The organism is Mycoplasma pogonae, from assembly GCF_054170725.1.
The window spans coordinates 1-21,219 of sequence record NZ_JBSWZS010000015.1; the positions used below are offsets into that span (position 1 = coordinate 1).

A 21,219-nucleotide genomic window follows, 5' to 3' on the forward strand; every position below is an offset into this window, starting at 1 on the left:
ATATGAACTTTTGTTTGAAAACATGAATAGGAAGTTTTGTTTGAAAATACACAGTTAAAAATCACTTTAAAAATCAATTATCAAATATTAATATTGATAATGAAAAATCAGCAATTGAATCAGCTAACCAAGCTGTAGTCACTACTGCACAATCACTTGAAAATGAATTTTCAAGTTTAGAGGCTGTATTAAAAACTTATATAGATGCTATCGAGACGCCAAAATATAGATTAGCTTCAAATAAAAATGATCAAGATACTAAAGTTGTTGCAGCTTTAAAATTAGTTTTAGCAACTCCAGATATTTCTAGTATAGAAGGTTCGACAACAATTACTAATGGAACATTTAAAGTTAATGATCTTACAGAAGTAACCAAAGCTAAAAATGACATTACACAGGCATTTAATGATTTAAATGGTGAATCAGTTTTAGAAGCTGAAAAAACAAATTTAGCTACTGCCGCTGAAAATGAGATTAATGCTTTAAGCCATTTATCAGATGGATTAAAAAAAGAATTTACTGATCAAGTTGCGGTGCTTGATAAAACAAAAAAAGCAGAAACGAAAAAAGATTTCAAAAAATTAGTTGATGCAATTAAAGCACAAGCACAAACAGTAAATGATGAATACCCTAAAGTGGATCAAGCTGTTAAAGAATATTTAGCATTAATTAGTACTAATAAATATGATTTAGCAACTAATCAAACTCAGCAAAATAGTGCTTTATTTACTGCCTTAAACACACTTCTAGATCCTGAAGTAACCCAACCAACCCCATTAACAAAATCTTTTTCAGTTACTGATTTAAAAATGAAATCTGGAACCGATGTAGCTAAAATAAATGCAGCTATAAATGCTATTCATGCCGCTAAAGAAGAACTGAATGGAGAAGTTGAAGCTAAAAAAACTGAGTTGAAAACTGTATTAGCAACCGCTTCATTTAGCAATATGGATGTAAATATAATTGATAATCTAAAAAGTGAAATTGATTCAAAAACATCATTAGAACAACTTAAACCAATTGAAACGAAAATTAATAACGCAAATCCAATTTTGAAAGAAATCAATGATAAAGTTACTGAACTTAGAAATATGGAAGTATCAGCAAATTACAAATTAGCTAGTGATGGTAAGCAAGCAAGTTTTAATGCAATTAAAAACAATATTAAAAATCTGTTGCTTCAAAATTTATTTGAAGCTACAAAATTAGAACAAGCAAAAGAAACGCTAATAACATTTAATGACATTAATTTAGATGGAGATACTAACCTAGTTGCTGCTGAAAGAAGTGTTAATGAGCTTGATACTTTAAGTGATGACCAAAAAACTCAAGCAATACAAAGAATTAAAAATTTAACTAAAGTTGATACTAAGAAAAAACTTGATGATGCAGCAGCTAATGCCACAACAATTAATACAGCCTTAAAAACATCTAAAACTACAGTTGAAGGTTTAAAACATGTAAGTGAAACAGCTAAAGATGCAGCTAAAAAACAATTAGAACAAATTAATATTAGTGATCTCGATCCAATGATTGCACAAGTAAGTATTGAAGCAATTATCAATCCATTAACAGCTCTAAATAATGAATTTGATAATTTAAAAACTGAATTAGAAAAATATATTGCAACAATCGGCAAAACTAAACATGACCTTGCTGATAATAAAAACAAATTAGATCAAGATGTACTTGCTGCACTTGCATCTGTATTGAATAATCCACCAACTACATTAAATAAAAATATAGATATTGAAAATTTAACTTTCTCTGCATCTAATGCAGATGACGTCACCGCTGCAATCGAGAAAATTAATAACGCGTTTAAAAAACTAAATGGTGATGAAGTCTTACAAGAGAAAATTATAGAATTTTTAGAAGCCGTAAAATTAAATGCTTTAAACACCGCAACTAAGGAAGCAATTACAACCGCTACTAATTCAGCAACAACATTAGCTGAATTAGATGAAGTAAAAACAAAATTAGAAACAACACTTGAAAATAAAGCAAAATTAGAAAAAGCAATTTCCGATTTAACTACTGAAAAAGAAAAGACTAATTACAAATTAGCTGATCAAGCTAAAAAAGATGCTTTTGATGTCCAACTAACTGAATTGCAAAATAAGCTAGCTAATGATAACATTTATAATAAAACTACAGCCGAAATTACAGTATTATTAAAACCTGCTCAGGATGCTAAAAATGTTTTAAATGGTGAAAATATTAAAATTAATGCCAAAAATGAAATTGATAAATTAGCTAATATTAATTCAACTGAACGCATTAATATCAAAAATCAAATGGATGATTTAGCAAAAATTGATAGCAAAGCTAAATTAGATAAATTAGTAACTGATTATCAAGACATTAATAGTGATATTGGAACTAAAAAAACAACAATATCAGGATTAACTCACTTAGCTCCAAGTGTACAAAATCATTTCAATGAGAAATTAGAAAATATTGACATAACACAAGATAAAGCTACAATTAAATCAAAAAATGCTGCAATCCTTACTCAAGCAACAGATCTAAATAATAAATTTACTGAATTATCTACAAAATTAAAAAACTACACTGATCTTATCGGTAGCGTAAAACATGATTTAGCCACTAACAAAGATACTCAAGATGCTACTGTTATTTCTGCAGTTAATAGTATTTTAGAAACACCACAGCTTACAACGTTAACAAATACAATCACTATTAATGATGGTAAATTAAATGTCAATGATATTGCAAAAGTTGCTGAAGCAATTAATGTAATTGAAACTGCAATTAATTCGCTTGATGGCGAAACTGTTTTAGAAACACAAAAAACTCAACTTGCTAATGATGCTAAAAATGCAATTAGTAATTTATCTCATTTATCACCAGAATTAGCAAAAGAATTCACTGATAAAATTGATGCTTTACCAAAAGATGATAAAACACAAGATAAAGCTGCTTTCGCATTAGAAGTAGCTAAAATTAAAACTGCCGCCGAAAATTTAAATAGTGAATATGATAAAATTGATCAAGCTTTAAAAGATTATTTAGCCGTTTTAGATAAGGTGCAATACACAGAAGCGACTAATACTGATACTCAAGACAAAGCATTATTTGATGCACTTAATGAAATACTTCAAACTCAAGTTATAAAACCAGATTCGTTTAATAATAGCTATACAATTGCTAATCCTAAAATGAAAATTGGAACTACTTCAGATAAAATCACCAAAGCTGTACAAGCAATTGCAGCTGCAAAATCTGCTTTAAATGGTGAATCTGTTTTAAAACAACAAAAAATTGATTATGCTGAAGCTATTAAAAAAACGATTGGCGCACTAAATCACATTTCGGTTGATTTAACAAGTGAATTTGATGAGCAAATCGATAAAATTGCAGAGTCTCATTCAGATAATTCAGATCAAGACTTAGAAGCTTTCAAAGTATTAGTAAATGCTGTAAAAACAACAGCCCAAAAATTAAATGATGAATACTCAAAAGTTAATGATGCTTTTGTTGATTATCAAAATACAATTGGAACTAATGCTTATGATCACGCAACTAATCAAGATGATCAAAATGATGCAGTATTTGCAGCATTAAATACACTTGTTGATCCAAAAATAGCAAAACCAACAACGCTAGCAAAAGATTATAAAGTTGATAGTTTAAAACTAGCAGCTGGAACTGATTTGACAAAACTTACTAAAGCAGTTGAAAATATTAAAGCTGCTAAAGCTGCTCTTAATGGTGATCAAGTTGTCTTAAAAAACAAAAAAGATAAATTAAAAGATTTATTAAAAAATCTACCATTAAATGATCTTCTTGAAGCAGTAAAAGATAAACTAAAAAAAGAAATTGATTCCAAATCTGATCTAGATGATTTAGATAAAATTGAAGATCGCATCAATGCTGCTAAAAATGTAATGGAAAAAGTTAAAGCAGAAATTAATGATTTAAAAGTTAAAAAAGCTACCCCAAATTACAAATTAGCTGATGAAACAAATAAAAATAATTTAGATGAAGCATTAGCAAAATTAAATGAAGATTTAACTAAAGATTTATTTGATCCAAATAATATAAACAAGGCTAATGAAAATATAAACGTAGCTAAAAATGTAACTTTGAATGGTGATGCAAACCTAGAAACCGCTAAAAAGGAAATTGATGATTTACTTAACTTAAGTGATGATCAAAAAAATCAAGCGAAAGCTAAATTAGATGAAATTGCAAATTCAGTAAATAATACAATAGGTAATCCAACTTCAAAGGCAGATCTAGATGTAGCTATAGAAAATTTTAAAGCAATTGATGAAGAAGTTAAAATTGCTAAAAATAAAATTGCGGATTTAAATCATTTAAATAATGTTGTTATAAATAAAGCAAAAGATGATATTAGCAAAATTGACATTAAAGACCTTGCAAGCGATGAAGTAAAAACAAAAAGTGATGAAATTGTTAATAAATTAATAGAAGTAAACAATCAATTTGATCAATTACAAACAAAATTAAAAGAATACACCGACACAATTGGTACTATAAAACATGATTTAACAAATGATGTTAACACAATTGATCAAGGTATAAAAAGTTGATTAGTAAATGTGTTGGATAATTTACCAAGTAGTGAATTAGTTAAAAACTATAATATTGGTGGTGCTAAACTAAAAACAACAAATGCCGAAGATATTCAGAAAGCAATTACAGCAATTGAAGATGGATTAAGCAAATTAAATGGTGACCAAGTTTTAGCTGCAAAAATTAAAGAATTAATAGATAAACTAACCGATGATTCTGCATTAAGTAAATTAAATCAAACAACAAAAGCTGAAATTATTGCTGAAGCTAATAAAGCACAAACATTTGAAAAATTAAAAGAAATTGAAAACAAAGCAAATCAAGCTGTATTAGATCAAAACAAATTACAACATTTAATTAACGATTTAAAAGCCGCAAAAGAATCAGTAAATTACAAATTAGCTAATCCAACTAAACAAGCTGATTTTGATTCAAAACTTACTGCATTAGAGAATACTTTAGCTAATTATGATTTATATGATAAAACATCCGATGAAATTGATTCGCTTTCAGCATCTGCTAAAAATGCAGATACCGCTTTAGATGGTAATAGTAATTTAGAAAAAGCTCTTAAAGATATTGAGGGCATGACAAATATCCCTGCAACACCGCAAAGGGCAGCGATAAAGTCTCAAGCTAATAATTTAGCAGAAATTAATAACAAAGCTGCCTTAGATAACTTAATCACTAAGTTTAGCGCAGCCAATGCAACAATTGCTAATGCCAATACTGAAATTGGAAAATTAAATCATTTGTCATCTGAATTGCAAGATCAATTTAAGGCAAAAGCTGCTAATATTGATGTCGATGATGACCAGACTATAATTACAGCAACAGCCCAAAAACATGTAGATGATGCCAAAGAGCTTGAAGCTAAATTTACTGAGCTTGCTAAGGAAGCAGAAAAATACAAAGATGCTATGGAAAATCCAAAATATTTAGAAGCTGATACAGCAAATCAAACTTTACAAAACCAAAAAGTTCAAGAAGCATTAGAATCTGTTTTAAAAGATAAAACTTATACTGATTTTTCAAGTGAATTTGACACAATTAATAATGAAACATTAAAATCTGACACAACACTAACTAATGTTGAAAATGCAATTGCTAAAATTCAAGATGCGCTTAATTCATTAGATGGTACCAAGCAAGTTGATGATGTTAAAGAAGTCTTAAAAGACAAAGTCAATAACTTAAATGGAATTTACAATAAATTAAATGAAACAACTAAAGACGCTATTTTAGATGAAATTAACAATAACAATACCGACACTAAAGCTGAAGTTAATGACATTGATCAAAAAGCTAAAGAAGCTCTTGACACACATAATGAGCTAACTAATAAAGTTAAAGAATTAGAAGATTTTAAAAATAATCCAAATTACAAATTAAGTTCTGATGTTAAAAAAACAGCTTTTGATGATGCAATTGCAAAATTAAAAGAAGAGCTAAGTCAAAATCTTCTTGATCCGAATAATAAAATTAAATCTAATACAGCACTGAGTGCTGCTGATGCAGCTAAAACTGCTCTTGATGGAAATACTAATTTAGCAAAAGCTAAAGAAGAAATTGATAAATTAACTAACTTACCAGACAAAGTCCAAAAAGATATTAAAAATAATTTAGATACAATTGCCGCTTCAGGAAATGGAAAGAATTCAAAATTAACTGATGAAGTCGATAAAGCAAAAGAAATTGCACAAAAATTAGCTGACACAATTCAAGCAATTGACGGACAACCAAATCTTTCTGATGCTGCTAAAACAGCTTTAAAAGATCAAGCTAAAGCAATTGATTCTAATAATCCAACTTCTGAGATTGCTAAAAAACTTGATGAAGTTACTCAAAAAGCAAAAAATTTAAATTATAAATTTAATAATTTAAAAGATGCATATAATAAATATAAAGATGCAATGGATAGCACCAAATATAACGATGCAACTTCTGAAAATAAAACTGAGCAAGATGAAGCAGTTAGAACTGCAACTAACAATGTTTTAGACTCACCAACTACACCAAACACTACAACTGAGCTACAAGGTAAAGTAAAAGCTGGAACGACAACAATAGATTTAGATCAAGCAATTAAAGACATTGAAAAAGCACTAAATAATTTAAATGGTGATGCTGAATTACAAAAAGCTAAAAATAATTTAATTGATAAAACTAATCCAGGTAATACATTAGATCCATTAAATGAAGCAACTAAGAATGCAATTAAAGAAGAAGTTAATAATGCTACTTCGAAAAAAGATATAAAAGATATTAGTGACAAAGCTGATGAAGCATTAAATACTTTAAAAACAATTGAAGAAGAAATTAAAAAATTAAATAATTCTAAAGTTAGTGATGATTATAAATTAGCTAGCGATGATAAAAAACGACAACTTGATAAAGCCTTAAAAGAGCTAACTGATTTAAAAGATAGTAATTTAATTGATACCTCTATTAAAGATAAATTAGTTGAAGGAAAAACAAATAGCGATAAATCAATCAAAGCTTTAGATGGGCAAAAAAATCTTGATGCAGCTAAAAAAGCAATCGATGAGTTAACTAATTTATTGCCTAAAGATCATGAAAAAGCTAAGGATGGCATTCCAACTACTTCATTAAATGATTTAAATAAATATGTTGATGACATCGAAATAATTAATAATGAAATCAAAAAACAAAATGATTTTATTGATAAGTTACCAAATCTTTCTGATGAAGCTAAGCTGCAAGCAAAAGAAAAAATTGCTGAAGCTGTTGATTTAGACAAATCCAAAAATGAAAATATTGAAAACATTAAAAAAGTAGTTGATAATATTTTAGATATTAATAATTACTTTAAAGATTTTGAAAAAGTTATTGACAATTATTTATCAGTAAGACAAACTCCAACTTATACAGCAGCTACAAATAGTGCAGAACAAGATCAAAAATTTGTGAATGCTTTAAATGAGGTGCTTGTAAAACCAATCACTAATCCTGATGAAAATATTGTAAATCGCTTTAAAGCTGAAGTTAATGAAGATAAAATTAATGAGGTTATTACTAAAATTAAACAAGCTACTACTGACTTAAATGGAAATATCGAAGTCAATAAATTTAAAGATAAATTAATTGATATGATTGATAATGATGCAAAATATAAACATTTATCACAAGCAACTAAGGAATCATTAAAATCCAAAATTCGTGCGGTTAATCCAAATGAAAGTAATTGACGAAGTGAATTAAACGATATTCTTGCAGAAACTAAAAACATTATTACAAGAGTAAATCAAGTTTTAGCAAAAATTATCAAACTCGAAACTTTAAGTGCTACAAAATATAAAACAGAAATTAGTGAATTGAAAAAAACATTAGAACAAGATTGAACACGGCCAATCCAGCTACCTAAAGATGGTATTACTGATAATCAAAATTCTGAATCACAATCAACTAATAAATTGTGATGATTATTATCACTTTTGGGATTGATTCCACTTTCATTAGCTGCTCTTTGAGCTAAACTAAAAAAGAAAAAATAGTTATCAAAATTTTTGATCAAACTATTTTTTAGCAGCAAACAAAAAACAGAATAACACTTGCGTTTTTGCTATAAAAACCAAGCGTTATTTTTTATTCTAAAATGATTAAAAAAAATACATTAATTAAATTTAAACTGTTTTTTAAAAAAGATTTTTAATAAAGAAAAAATAAATTGAATTAAAGCAAAAACAGCCAAAATTGAAATTAATAGCTTAAAAAATTTGAGTGAAAGTGCTAAAGCTAAATTTATCGAAAAATTATGTCATATTGATATTACTCACTTAACATTAAAACAATTTAAAACAAGAATCAATAAAGAAAATAGAAAAGCCAAAACATTAAATGATAAATATATAGACTTAGTTTCGGCTTATAACAAATATAAAAATGAAATGTCAAAAACAAATTATCTTGATGCAACTGAATCTGTAAAAATAGCACAGAATACAGCAGTAAAAGTAGCTTTATCTTCAGTTCTTGATACTATAACAATACCGAGTATTACAACAAATTTAGAGGGCAAGTTTAAATTAGAAATTACTACAGCTAATGTTAATACTGCAATTAAAGCTATCCAAGATGCATTAAATAAATTTGATGGTAATGTAAATTTTGCAAAAACTAAAAATATTTTAAAAACTAAAATTAATGAAAAAGGAGAATTTGCAGTATTTAATGATATTACTAAAATAGCATTTAGTAACAAAGTAAATGCAGCTGATTCAATTGCGAAGGCTAACATCGTTAGTGATGAAGCAACAAAAATTTTAGAATATTTTAATAGTATTTCTAATACTATTAAGAAAATAAAAATTGTAAAAAACGATATTAGTTATAAATTGTCTAGTGACTCTAAAATTAAAACAGTAAACAAAATTTTAAACGACTTAGAAATTTTTAAAGAAACCAATTTATTGTCTGATTCTTCAAATACTAAATTAAAAGAATATAAAAGTCAAACAAGTCATGCTTTAGCAAATTTAGATGGCAATCAAAATTTAGAAGATGCAAAAATAAAGATTGATCATTTTGATCATTTTGCGCAAAACCAAAAAGTAATTTTAAAAGAAAATATACCAACCACTTCATTAGCTGATTTAAATAAGTATCTTGATATTTTAGAAAAAGTAAATGACAAATTAGCTAAAGAAAAATCTATTATAGATACCTTGAAAAATTTAAGTGATGAACTAAAAAAACAATTAAAAGAAGATTTAAATTTGATTGATATAAAAAACATAAATTTTAAAAATATTGAAAACATAAATTTAAATACAAAAATAGCTATTGAATTAAATTTCAAATATCATGATTTTCAACTTGCAATTGAAAATTATATTTCAATGCGTGAAACGGCAGTTTATCAAGCTTCAACTAATCAAAAACAACAAGATAAAATTGTACTTGATGCAGTTAATACAGTACTTACTGATTTTGTAAATAATTTATATATTAATTTTAAAGCAAATACTTTTAAACTGGGAACCGATATAACCAAAGTTAAAGAAGTTATGCAAATAGCTAAAACAGCAATCAAAAATTTAAATGGTGAGTTATATATTGAAGCCGCTAAAAATGAATTAGCTGAAATATTTAAAAATAGCAATAAATATAAAAATTTATCAACTACAATTAAAAATTATTTAGAAATAGAAATTAAAAAAATTAATAGTAATCAATATAATTGAAAAGAAAAATTACAAGATCTTAAAGATTATGTTGATTCACTATTAACAATAAATTAAAAATTCTTTAAAGAAAATAAACAATTTTTTAACTATTTTTAAAAATAATTATAAAGGTATAAAACATAGATAAAAAAAGTGAATTTTTTAAATATTGTAAGCCTTTCAGAAATTCTGAGAGGCTTTTCAATTTAAATTTAATTAAATTTGCTTTTTATTATATTAATAATATATGTTTGAACTTCTTGTTTTAATTTTTCAAAAGTGATTTTGAAAATATTGATAAAATTTAGTAATTTTAATTTTATGCAAAAAAATTTCTATTTCTCGATTATCTAATGAATTGCTAATTCTTGACATTAATAAGATCAAGTTTTTATTTTTTTCTATTTTTTAAAAAACAAAAAATAAATTTTCACAAAAAAATAAACCTTGAAAAGACTTAAATAAACTGAATATTAGAATTAATTTAATCTTTCTAGTTTCACTTTTTGTTTTATTTTATGTTGAAAAAATTATTTTTTAAACTTTTTTCTAAAAAACAAGCAAAAAAACAACTTAAATTTAAAATTATTATTTTTATAGCTTTTTTTGTAATAAAATTAGTAAATCTATTACAAAATATTTGCAGAAAATTTACTATTTTTTATAAAGCACATTATTTATAAATTATTTCAAAAATATTGAAAATTAATTTTGTAATAGAGTAATAGAAAAATATCAATAATATCAAAAATCAGTAGTTTAGGATCAACTAAACATAATATATTTAATATTTAGAAAAGAAATTATGAAAAATTTTAATAAGAAAAAAGTTACAAATAAGTTTTTAGCCAAAACCTCAGGACTAGTTGTATTAACTATTCCACTAGCGCTATCATTTTCATCATTAGTAGCGGCAGATAATAGCGTTTCAACAACTACAACAGCTGATGAAAAACAAGCATTAGTTAATAAAATGAAAGCAAAATTAAATGATTTACTTAAAGTTGAACCATTGAATGAATTAACTGAAAGTGTTAAATCAATAAAGTTAGAAATTGATAGTGCTAGCTCACTAGATGCTTTAACTCCAATTGAAACTAAAATTCAAGAAGTAATAAAACTAGTTACTCAGCTTAAAGTTAAAATTACTGAGCTTGAAAATGAAAAGAAAACAAATGTAAATAAATTTAATTTATCTGATGAAGCAAGAAAAGTTAAATTCGATCAAACAGTTAATAAGTTAAAAACTTTTTTAACTGAAAATTTATTTGAAAATAATAAACTTCAATTAATAGCAGATGCATTAGCAGCTACAATAGATTTATCATTAAATGGTAATTTTAATTTATCTTTTGCTATTAATCAAATTTACAATTTAGACTATTTAAGTGTATCTCAAAGATCACAAGCACTATTATTATTAAATAATGAGTCCAAAATGACTTCTAAAGAGATACTTGAAACTAATGTTCAAAGATTTAAAGATATTGATTCACAGTTAGAAAAATCAACTGTTCGTTTATATCTTTTGAGAAATTTAAGTTTAAATGCCCAAAATGTTTTCACTGATGAAATTAGGGGAATCGATATTAGCGAAATCACGGTAGCACAATTACAAACAAAAATTAATGAAATACTAGATCGAGCTAAAAAAATTAACACTAAATATACTAATTTAGAAGTTGCCTATTATGCTTATAAAAACGAAATGTCAAAAGCAAATTATATTGATGCAACTCCTGCTGTTAAAACAGCTCAAGATAAAAATGTATTGGATGCTTTAGATTCGATTTTGGAAGATGCTGTTTTACCTAGTCCTAAACAAGATTTAGTTGATAAATTTAAACCTAATATCACTGTAGAAATGATCGATGCTGCAATTGCAAAAATTAATGCCGCTTTTTCTGCATTAGATGGTAATACTAATTTAAGTAAATATAAAGCAGCAATACGTGCTAAAACTACTGCATCAGGTGAATTTTCATCACTAAGTGAGTTGACTAAAGCTGCTATCAATAGTGAAATAGCTGCAGCTAATTTTTTAGATGCTGCTGAATTAGTTGAAATCAAAGCTAATAGAGCATTGATAATTCTTAATGAAATTGATGCTACTATTAAAAAGTTAAATGAAAGTACAACTACAATTAGTTATACCTTAGCAAATGATTATCAAATTAACCAAGTTAATAAAACACTAAATGATTTAGCAGCGTTAAGAAATACTAATTTGTTGTTAAATAGCGCATCAAGAGATTCAAATTATTTAAATAACCAAGCTCAAAGAGCTTTAGATAAATTGAATGGTAATACTAATTTAAATGTCGCTAAGTCTAGGGTTGCTAGTTTTAGTCACATTCCGGCAGACCAAAATGCAAAAGCACAAAGTAGTTTGCCAACAACTTCATTATCAGATTTATTAATACGTGTGAATGATTTGGAAGAAGTTAATAATGTTATTTTAAAAAATAAATTAGCAGTAGCTGAATTAGCAAAATTAAGTGATGAATTCAGAAGTCATTTAAAATTAGCAGTAGCTGCAATTGATGTTGAAGAAACCAAGGCTAAAAACATTAGTGATTCAAACACGGTGGCTACAAAAGCGATATTGCTAAATGCAAAATATTCAGATTTTCATAATACAAGTGAAAATTACATTTCATTACATCAAACATCAGTTTATGCAGCTTCAACAAATCAAAAAGAGCAAGATGAAATTGTAATCACAGCATTAAATACTGTTCTTTCTGATATGCGGCAAGATTTGGCATTTAACTTTATTACAAATACATTTAAATATGGTACAGATATGGCAAAAGTTGAAAAAGCTATTACTGTAATTTCACAAGCAATCAAAAATTTAAATGGAGCCAAAATAATTGAAGAGACTAAAGCTAAATTACTTGAAGAATTTACAACAAATCCTAAATATCAACAATTACCAGCAGCTTCACAAGCAACTCTAGCAAAATTAATTAATGAAATTAATCCTAACCATTCGGATTGAAAAGAAAAATTACAACAGCTTTTAGACATAAGCGATAATGCAGTAAATCAATTACAAACAATTAATTCCCAAATTACATTAGCTCAAACTAATGGTGATATAAGCAAAGTTTTAGAATTACAACAATTAAAACAAGTGGATTTAGTTGCTTTAGCTTTTGATAATATTGCAACCTCACAAACAAATGCTAACAAAGCTTGATGATTCTTATCATTATTGGGATTAATTCCAGTTATTGGGGCATTGTTATTTATAAAATTCCGAAAGAAAAATAAATCATAAAAATTCATATAATGTATCAGTTTAATTGGCAATACTCAATATAACTGATATTTTTTTGTTATTTTTTAATGATTTGCTTTAAATTAGCTGTAAAAATTAAATTATTTTTTGTTTATATTTAATTTATTACTATATTAAAATTAATAAAATATCATGAAACTTTCTTTCCAATTTAACATTCCATTCTATTTTAAAATATTAAATTGTCATTAATTCCATTAACGTGCTCGACTTCTAGTTTTGATTACTCGAGGTTAAGAATATTGTGTTTATAAACATTGAAACTATTTTATAAATAAAACAAAAATGGGTACTTGGTTTGACATCTTCTATATTGTTTCATAATCCCTTAGTAACCTCTTGTTAAGTTAGAAAAAGAGCAAAAAAAGTGTAAGAAACTATATTAATTTTTTCTATTCTTTATACAATCAAAAAAACTTATATCTTCAAAGAAAGGATAGAGTTAATATTGCGTGATTTTTAATACACAAAGTTCAAGAAGCTAAGGCTAAAAAAGCTATTACAAGTGAAGCTAATATTAATGCTTTAATTAAGAATTTTAGAAATCGTGTTAATGATAGTGACTTAGAATTTAGTATAACTGATGATATTTTAGAGTTTATTTATTTTAGGGCTAGGTGAGAAAAAAACAACCTCTAAATATACATATTTAAATAAATATAATCAAATTATTCTCGAATAAAAAATTGGCATCTTTATTAATATTACAAAAAGCTGAAAATAATGTTGAAGAAAAAGCTTAAATTGTAGTTCAAATATTAGTTGATAATTTTGAATTTTAAGTACTTGAAAATTTATACAAAAAACAGAGTCATACAACTCTGTTTTTTGTAAAATGATTTTAATTTGTTTTTAATAATTTTCATAATGATTTTAAATAAAAATAAGCTGAAAAAAAACTAAAAAACAAAGCTATAAATACTGGAATTTGCAATACTCAATAATGAGTGTTGAAGTTTTGATCATTTGAATATTCAAAAATAATATATGAAAAAATAAAAATAATCATAATGGCAAATGTTTGGGTTAAAGTTTTTAACTTTCCTCATTTTGAGGCAGCTACTTCAATTTTTTGACTAGCATAGAAGATTCGTACACCATCAACTGTAATATCACGTAAAATGAATAGCACAACTATGTATACAGGAATAGTTGTAAAAGCAGCAAAAAAAATTAATGTTGTATTAATTAAAATTTTATCACCAATGGGATCAAAAATTTTTCCAAAATTTGAAACTGTTTTAAATTTTCTTGCAAGATAACCATCTAAAAAATCAGTAAAAATAGCAACTACAAAAATTCCGAAAGTTAATCAATAAGCTCAAAGATTCCCTAAATAATAAAACACAATTAAGAAGGCAATAAATGGGATGACTAATACAATCCGTAAAATTGTGAGTATATTAGGTAAATTTTTAAACTTCATAGTTTTCAAATCTATCAATTTTTTCATTAACTAATCTACTAACTTCAATACGAGTTTTTTCATAATCTTCGTTGTCTTTCAAATGTTGTTCTTGTTTTTGAAAATAATCAATTTCAATTGCACATTTATTTTTTCACAAGTTGCTTTTAGTAGCTTTTAAATTATTAATATATTCATGTGCTTCACGAACATTTTCTTTAAAGTCTTCATTTTGAAAGTATGTGTCATAATTTGTGGTTTTTTGAGCTTCATTTAATAATTCTTTAGCAATATTATTGATGTCACCCATTTTATATTTTCCGATTGAAACCACAAAGTTATCTAATAATTCTTGATTTTTGCGAATCACAATGTTAACTCAAGCAATAATTTCATTTTTAGCTTGGGATTGAGCAATTTCAAATTCAGCTTTTAGCTTTTTAGCTTTTTGGGTTTTACGCACATTTGAAACTCATACAAAAATTAAGTAAAAAAGAATTAAACCAACCAATACTCCTAAAATAATATATGTTTCCATTTAGCCTCCTTATTTAATATTTATTTCCTTTAATAATAAAAAAATAACCATTTCATAATGTATTTAAAATGAAATGGTTGGTAATTATGAATTATTTAAAAAGATCTTTAATTTTTTGTCAAAATGATTTATGTTGTTTATGTTCTTTCATTGCTTCATATTTTGATTCAATATCCAATGTTGAAGTGCTTCTTTGAAATTTATTTTCCACAGCTTCAATACCCGGTAAGTCTTTACCTTCTAAAAATTCGATTGCAGCTCCACCACCAGTTGAAATATGACTAAAGTTTCCTTCTAGACCTAAACTTTCGATTGCAGCGACTGAATCACCACCACCAACTACTGTATAAGCGCCATTTAATTTACCAATTGCTTGAGCTATAGCTTCAGTTCCTTTTCTAAAGTTAGTAAATTCAGTTACTCCCATTGGTCCATTTCATAAAACAGTTTTAGCATCTTTTAAAACATCTTCAAATAGTTGGATTGTTCCGGAAGCAATATCTAACCCCATGTAACCATTAGGAATATTTGCTGGATCTTTTTTATTAACAACTCTTTTGCTATCTTCGAATTTTTTAGTTAAAGCATGATCAATTGGTAAAACAATTTTGTCACCATATTTTGCTAAATAACTTTTTGCCAATTCTACTTGATCCATTTCAATTAATGAGTCACCAACTTTTTCTCCTTTAGCTAGTTTAAAGGTAAATGCCATTCCACCACCAATTAAAACTTTATCAGCAACTTTCAATAATGAGTCAAGCACCTTAATTTTATCCGAAACTTTCGCTCCTCCAATAATTGCTACAAATGGATGCTCAGGATTTTTTAAAACTTTTGAAAGTGCTAAGACTTCTTTTTCTAATAAATAACCCATTGCTGATTCTTTGATATGTGTTGCAATTCCGACATTTGAAGCGTGTGAACGATGCGCAGTTCCAAAAGCATCATTAATAAAAACATCACCTAAACTTGCTCAATATTTACCTAACTCAGAGTCATTTTTTGATTCAGCTTTGTTATTTAAATCTTCAAAACGAGTATTTTGTACTAATAAAATATCGCCGTTTTGTAAATTTTTAATTGCTGTTTCTAATTTGTTGCCGCGTGTTTGGTTTACAAAATAAACTTTTCTACCCATTAATTTTTCTAATTCTTTAGCCACAACCACTAAGGATTTGTTTTTTTTATCTTCTTCTGTTTTAACTCGCCCAAGGTGTGAAAAAAGCACTGCCTTTCCACCTTCTTTTACGACTTTTTCAATTGTCGGGATCGCTGCTTTAATACGTTTATTTGAAGTAATCACACCATCTTTTAATGGAACATTAAAATCTTCTCTAACTAAAACAACTTTTCCATGTAAATCTAAATCATCAATAGTTTTTTTCATAAAATATTTTATTTCCTCTTTATGCAGTTTTTTTGACTTTATTTCATAATTTTTAGCAAAAATCAATTATGAAATTTTTTAATTTATAAATTATATAAAAATTTTGTGAATTTGTTTTAATTTCAAACTATTCTATTAATGTATAATTAAAAAACAAATTAGTTAAAATCATTTATTTTTTGTAAAAAAATGATTAAAATTCTTAAAAATTTTTACTAAAGTAATTAGCTATGAAAGAAATTAAATTATGAATGAATTATTAATTGTTATTACTGTTTTTGCTGTTGTTAATTTCATTTTTAATATTTTAGTAGTAGGTTATTTTGTGGTTCGAAAAATAAATCACAATCGCAAACCACATTCTAAAATTGGAAAAACTACAAAAGCAAGTTTAATTTTTAATTTAGAAAAAGCTATTCGGGAATTATCTAAAACTAAAACCGGAGCTTTAATTACAATTCAAGGTAATGAAAGTTTAGATAATTTACGAACTGATGGAGTTGAAATTAATGCCAATATTTCTTCCGATATTTTAATTTCGATTTTTAATAAACACTCACCATTGCATGATGGGGCAGTGATTATTCAAAATAATCGAATTGTTTATGCTTCTACATATTTTAAAATTACCGGAAAATCAATTAGCAATAAATATGGAGCGCGTCATCGTGCAGCAATGGGTATTAGCGAACAATCTGATTCAGTAACAATTGTTATTTCTGAAACTAATGGAAATATTGGTTTTGCTAAAGCTGGAAATTTCAAAACTGTGGCAGCTAAAGATATCCAACAGGTTTTAAATGAATACATTTAATCTTGTTCACTAACATTTAAATTTTATAATGGTTAAAAAAAAGGGGAGGGGTAAAATGACTTTAAAAGAAGCGATTGCAAAGCGTGATATTGAATTTATTCGTAAATATTCTAAAATTACCCCTGTTTCAGAAATTGCTAAGCTTTTAGAGCAATTAGATGATGTGGAAAGTGTTATTTTTTTTCGTTTGCTAAGCACAGATATATCAGGTGAGGTATTTTCTTATTTGTCACCAGAAGTTAAGAAAAATTTAATTAATAATTTTTCCGATAATATGATTTCGAAAGTTTTAGATGAACTTTACACTGATGAAATTGCTGACTTATTAGAAGAAATGCCAGTTAATTTAACAAAACGGATTTTAAAAAATACTGATAAAGAAACCCGAAATGATTTAAATCGAATTCTAAAGTATAGTGATGATGTTGTAGGTTCGATTATGTCAATCGATATTGTTACACTTGATGAGAAATTTTCATGTGCTAAAGCATTAAATAAAATTCGTGAAAATCGTGATGAAGCTGAACTTGTGCGTTATTACTATGTAGTAGATAAAAAAAACTATTTAAAAGGAACGGTAACGTTGGAAAACCTAGTGTTCAGTGATCCTAAAGTTAAAATTGCAAAATTAATTACTCCAGTACCTTTTATTCGAACACATGATAAAAAAGAAACTGCAGCTTTAGTTTTTGCCGAAAATGATTTAGATGTTTTGCCGGTTATTAACACTTCTAAAATTGTTGTGGGAATGGTTACAGCGGACGATATTATTGATGTTTTGCAAGAAGAAGCAACAGAAGATATGTATAAAATGGCCGGAATTAGTTCCAAAAAGCATGAAACTAGTTATTTAAAAACTCCAATTCGTGATCTAGTTAATTCTCGGGTAATTTGACTTTTAATTTTAATGATTGGTTCAACTCTATCGCAAATTGTAATTGATAAATTTACTGGAGCTATTGATGGATTAGATATTTTAAAAACGCGTGGATTAGCAATTTTTGTAGGAACAATTGTTTCAATTATTCCGGTTATTGCAGGATCCGCAGGAAATGCAGGTTCCCAAGCGGCGACAACAATTACACGAGCAATTTCGTTAGGAGAAATTGAACGAAATAGTTTATTGAAAAAAGTTTTAATGAAAGAATTTTTAATTGGTTTAATTATTGGGGCAATTTTAATGGTTGCTAACTTTGTGCGTTTAATCCTTTACTTTTTAGCTACAAAAGAATTATTAGATAATAGGCCACTAAATGAGGTGAATCAAGCAACTCAAATTGTCCATTCAACAATGCCATATTGAAATGGAATTTTAATTATTTCAGCAGCAGCATCATTTGCAATGATGCTTGTAATTGTTTTTTCAAAATTTTTAGGTTCATTAATACCACTTATTGCTTCACGTTTAGGGAAAGATCCAGCGGTTATGTCAGCTCCAATTTTAGCGACTCTAACTGATGCAACTTCAACATTTATTTTCTTTGGAATTACTATTTCAATTTTTATGTTAATTCCGTTTTAAAAATTATTAAAAGTTAAAAATAATTTTAAAAAAAATAAAAATATTATATAATTTATAAGCTTGTTTTCACATGGGACAGTACTCAAGCCGGTCGAAGAGGACACACTGCTAATGTGTTAGGGGAGGCAACTCCCGCGGAGGTTCGAATCCTCTCTGTCCCGCCATTTTTGCATAAATTTGTTTATCCGATTAAAAATTTTAAAACAACTTTAGGCAAAAGTGGCTTTTTTTTGTAAAAAATTACAATTTTCACACTGTTTCTAATTGAAAAATATACAATATTTAGAAGAGGTAAAAATATGGAACAAAAAATTAAAAAAATTGCAGTTTTAACATCCGGAGGAGATGCTCCAGGAATGAATAATGCTATTCGCGGTGTTGTTAAGCGCGCTTTAGCATCAGGAATTGATACTTATTTAGTTTATGAAGGCTATAAAGGATTATTGGAAGAAAGATTTGTTAATGCTAAAGATATTGATGTTGATCAATATTTAGCAAAAGGTGGAACTTTCATTTATTCAGCCCGTTATCCAGAATTCAAACAGCCTGAAGTGCGTCAAAAGGCAAAAGAAATTTTAGCATCTCATCACATTGATGCACTAGTAGTAATTGGTGGCGATGGTTCATATATGGGTGCACAATTAATGCATGAGTTAGGCGTAAAAACAATCGCCCTACCCGGAACAATTGATAACGATATTGCTTCAAGTGATTTTACAATTGGTTATGATACAGCGCTAAATAACATTGTTCATGCAGTTGATGCTTTAAGAGATACCGCTAATTCACATAACCGATTTATGTTAGTTGAAGTTATGGGACATGGATGTGGTGATTTGGCACTATACTCAGGATTAGCAACGGGTGCTGAAATTATTATTACTAATGAATCACAGTTAACCAAAGAGCAAATTGCTGAAATTGTTAGAGAACAAATGATTGTCAAACAAAAACGTAGTGTAATTGCAATTGTTAGTGAATTTATTTTCAAAGATTTAAAAGAAATCGCTAAGTATGTCGAAGAAAAAACTGGAATTGTTTCGCGAGCAATGGAACTTGAACACATTCAGCGTGGAGGTGTTCCAACAGCGCAAGAACGAATTCTATCTACCCAACTAGGAATGGAAGCAGTAAATTTTCTATTAACTGGGCAATCAGGTTTAGCTGTAGGAATTATTAGTAACAAAATTGTGGGTACACCGATTTTAGAAGCTTTAAAAATGAAGGGTGAATCACGTGCTGAAAAAGCTGCTGAATTTAATAAATTAAATCAAGCTTAAAAAAGCATTTTAACATTTTATTAAAAACTTCAAATTATATAAATTTTGAAGTTTTTTTTATTTTCTATGACTAAATTTAAAAAACTTATTTTGCTTGAATTAGGCTTTTGCTTATATGTTATAATAAAAAACATGGAAAAACAGATGTATAATTCACTTCAGAAAATTAAGGATAATTATAATCACCTTAATAAATTGCAACAACAGCAAGAGATTCTTGAAGACATTAAAAAATATAATCAAATAAGTAGTGAAATGGCGTCAATTGAAGACATCGTCACTGCTTTTAATCAATACCAAGTATATGAAACAAATTTAGTAGAAGCAAAACAATTATTAGAAACTGAAAAAGATCCGGAATTATTAAATTTTACACGAAGTGAAATCACAGAGCTAGAAGAAAAGTTAACTAATCTTGAACAAGAATTATTAGTTTTATTACTTCCTAAGGATGCCAATGATGAGCGTAATGTAATCATGGAAATTCGTGGCGCAGCTGGTGGTGATGAGGCTAATATTTTTGCTGGTGACTTATTTAGAATGTATAGTAAGTGAGCTGATGCTAATAAAATGAAAATTAAAATTCTTGATTCCGATCAAGCTCGTTCTGGCGGATTTACGCAAATAGTATTTTTAGTGTCCGGCCACAAAGCTTATTCCAAACTTAAATATGAAGCTGGAGTACATCGGGTACAACGGGTGCCAGAAACAGAAACTCAAGGTAGAATCCACACTTCAACAGCAACAGTTACTGTAATGCCTGAAGTCGATGATAATATTGAAATTGAAATCAATCCTAAAGATTTAAAAGTAGATACATATCGTTCCTCTGGGGCTGGAGGTCAAAGTGTTAATACAACTGATTCGGCAGTGCGAATAACCCACATTCCAACAGGGATTATTGCCACTTCACAAGATGGAAGAAGTCAAATTGACAACCGTGAATTAGCATTAAAAGTGTTAAAATCACGTATTTATGAACAAGAAGTACAAAAATTAAAAGATCAGGATGCTGCTTATCGAAAATTAGCAGGTTCTGGAGCGCGAAGTGAAAAAATTCGAACATATAACTATCCCCAAGATCGGGTAACGGATCATCGAATTGGGTTTTCAACTTCCTTAAAAAATATTATTATGGGTAATATCAATCCTTTAATTGATGCATTATTAGCTGAAGAGCAAGCTGAAAAAATTAAGTACACAAAAATTTAAGT

10 protein-coding genes and 1 tRNA gene are annotated in these 21,219 nt (G+C 27.3%); 8 read left to right on the forward strand and 3 right to left on the reverse strand.

Features of this window, described 5'->3' with window-relative positions; all coding sequences use genetic code 4:
* Nucleotides 1–14: 14 nt before the first annotated feature.
* From ACW95P_RS04465 to ACW95P_RS04475, 3 genes are all read left to right on the forward strand, one after another.
* Entirely contained in the window at nucleotides 15–8,078 is an 8,064-nt protein-coding gene (locus ACW95P_RS04465) for a hypothetical protein (RefSeq protein WP_457962052.1), read from the forward strand.
* A gap of 222 nt (nucleotides 8,079–8,300) precedes the next feature.
* Nucleotides 8,301–9,824: a hypothetical protein gene (locus tag ACW95P_RS04470; protein WP_457962054.1), complete on the forward strand. Its 1,524-nt coding sequence runs from the start codon at nucleotides 8,301–8,303 to the stop codon at nucleotides 9,822–9,824.
* 730 nt (nucleotides 9,825–10,554) lie between these two features.
* Entirely contained in the window at nucleotides 10,555–13,035 is a 2,481-nt protein-coding gene (locus tag ACW95P_RS04475; RefSeq protein WP_457962056.1) for a V-type ATP synthase subunit I domain-containing protein, read from the forward strand.
* Nucleotides 13,036–13,897: 862 nt separating this feature from the next.
* On the opposite strand, the gene pgsA is transcribed toward ACW95P_RS04475, so the two are convergent.
* The 3 genes from pgsA to ACW95P_RS04490 form a co-directional block, all read right to left on the reverse strand.
* A complete protein-coding gene (pgsA, locus tag ACW95P_RS04480) occupies nucleotides 13,898–14,509 on the reverse strand; it encodes a CDP-diacylglycerol--glycerol-3-phosphate 3-phosphatidyltransferase (RefSeq protein ID WP_457962058.1) in 612 nt (203 codons plus the stop codon).
* A complete protein-coding gene (locus ACW95P_RS04485; RefSeq protein ID WP_457962060.1) occupies nucleotides 14,472–14,999 on the reverse strand; it encodes an MHJ_0274 family protein in 528 nt (175 codons plus the stop codon). Before ACW95P_RS04485 ends, pgsA begins: the two co-directional genes overlap by 38 nt.
* A gap of 91 nt (nucleotides 15,000–15,090) precedes the next feature.
* The gene (locus ACW95P_RS04490; RefSeq protein ID WP_457962077.1) at nucleotides 15,091–16,401 is read right to left on the reverse strand and encodes a phosphoglycerate kinase; all 1,311 of its coding nucleotides are present in this window, start codon (nucleotides 16,399–16,401) and stop codon (nucleotides 15,091–15,093) included.
* A gap of 235 nt (nucleotides 16,402–16,636) precedes the next feature.
* On the opposite strand from ACW95P_RS04490, the gene ACW95P_RS04495 reads away from it, so the two are divergent.
* The 5 genes from ACW95P_RS04495 to prfA all read left to right on the forward strand — a co-directional run bounded on the left by ACW95P_RS04495 (nucleotide 16,637) and on the right by prfA (nucleotide 21,217).
* Complete coding sequence (locus tag ACW95P_RS04495; protein ID WP_457962062.1) at nucleotides 16,637–17,203, forward strand: diadenylate cyclase; 567 nt, start codon at nucleotides 16,637–16,639, stop codon at nucleotides 17,201–17,203.
* Nucleotides 17,204–17,258: 55 nt separating this feature from the next.
* Nucleotides 17,259–18,725, forward strand: coding sequence for a magnesium transporter (gene mgtE, locus ACW95P_RS04500; protein WP_457962064.1), 1,467 nt, complete (start codon nucleotides 17,259–17,261; stop codon nucleotides 18,723–18,725).
* Nucleotides 18,726–18,797: 72 nt separating this feature from the next.
* Nucleotides 18,798–18,889: transfer RNA gene (locus ACW95P_RS04505), tRNA-Ser, on the forward strand.
* Nucleotides 18,890–19,024: 135 nt separating this feature from the next.
* The gene (pfkA, locus tag ACW95P_RS04510; RefSeq protein WP_457962066.1) at nucleotides 19,025–20,005 is read left to right on the forward strand and encodes a 6-phosphofructokinase; all 981 of its coding nucleotides are present in this window, start codon (nucleotides 19,025–19,027) and stop codon (nucleotides 20,003–20,005) included.
* Nucleotides 20,006–20,137: 132 nt separating this feature from the next.
* Nucleotides 20,138–21,217, forward strand: coding sequence for a peptide chain release factor 1 (gene prfA / locus ACW95P_RS04515; RefSeq protein WP_457962068.1), 1,080 nt, complete (start codon nucleotides 20,138–20,140; stop codon nucleotides 21,215–21,217).
* Nucleotides 21,218–21,219 lie beyond the last annotated feature (2 nt).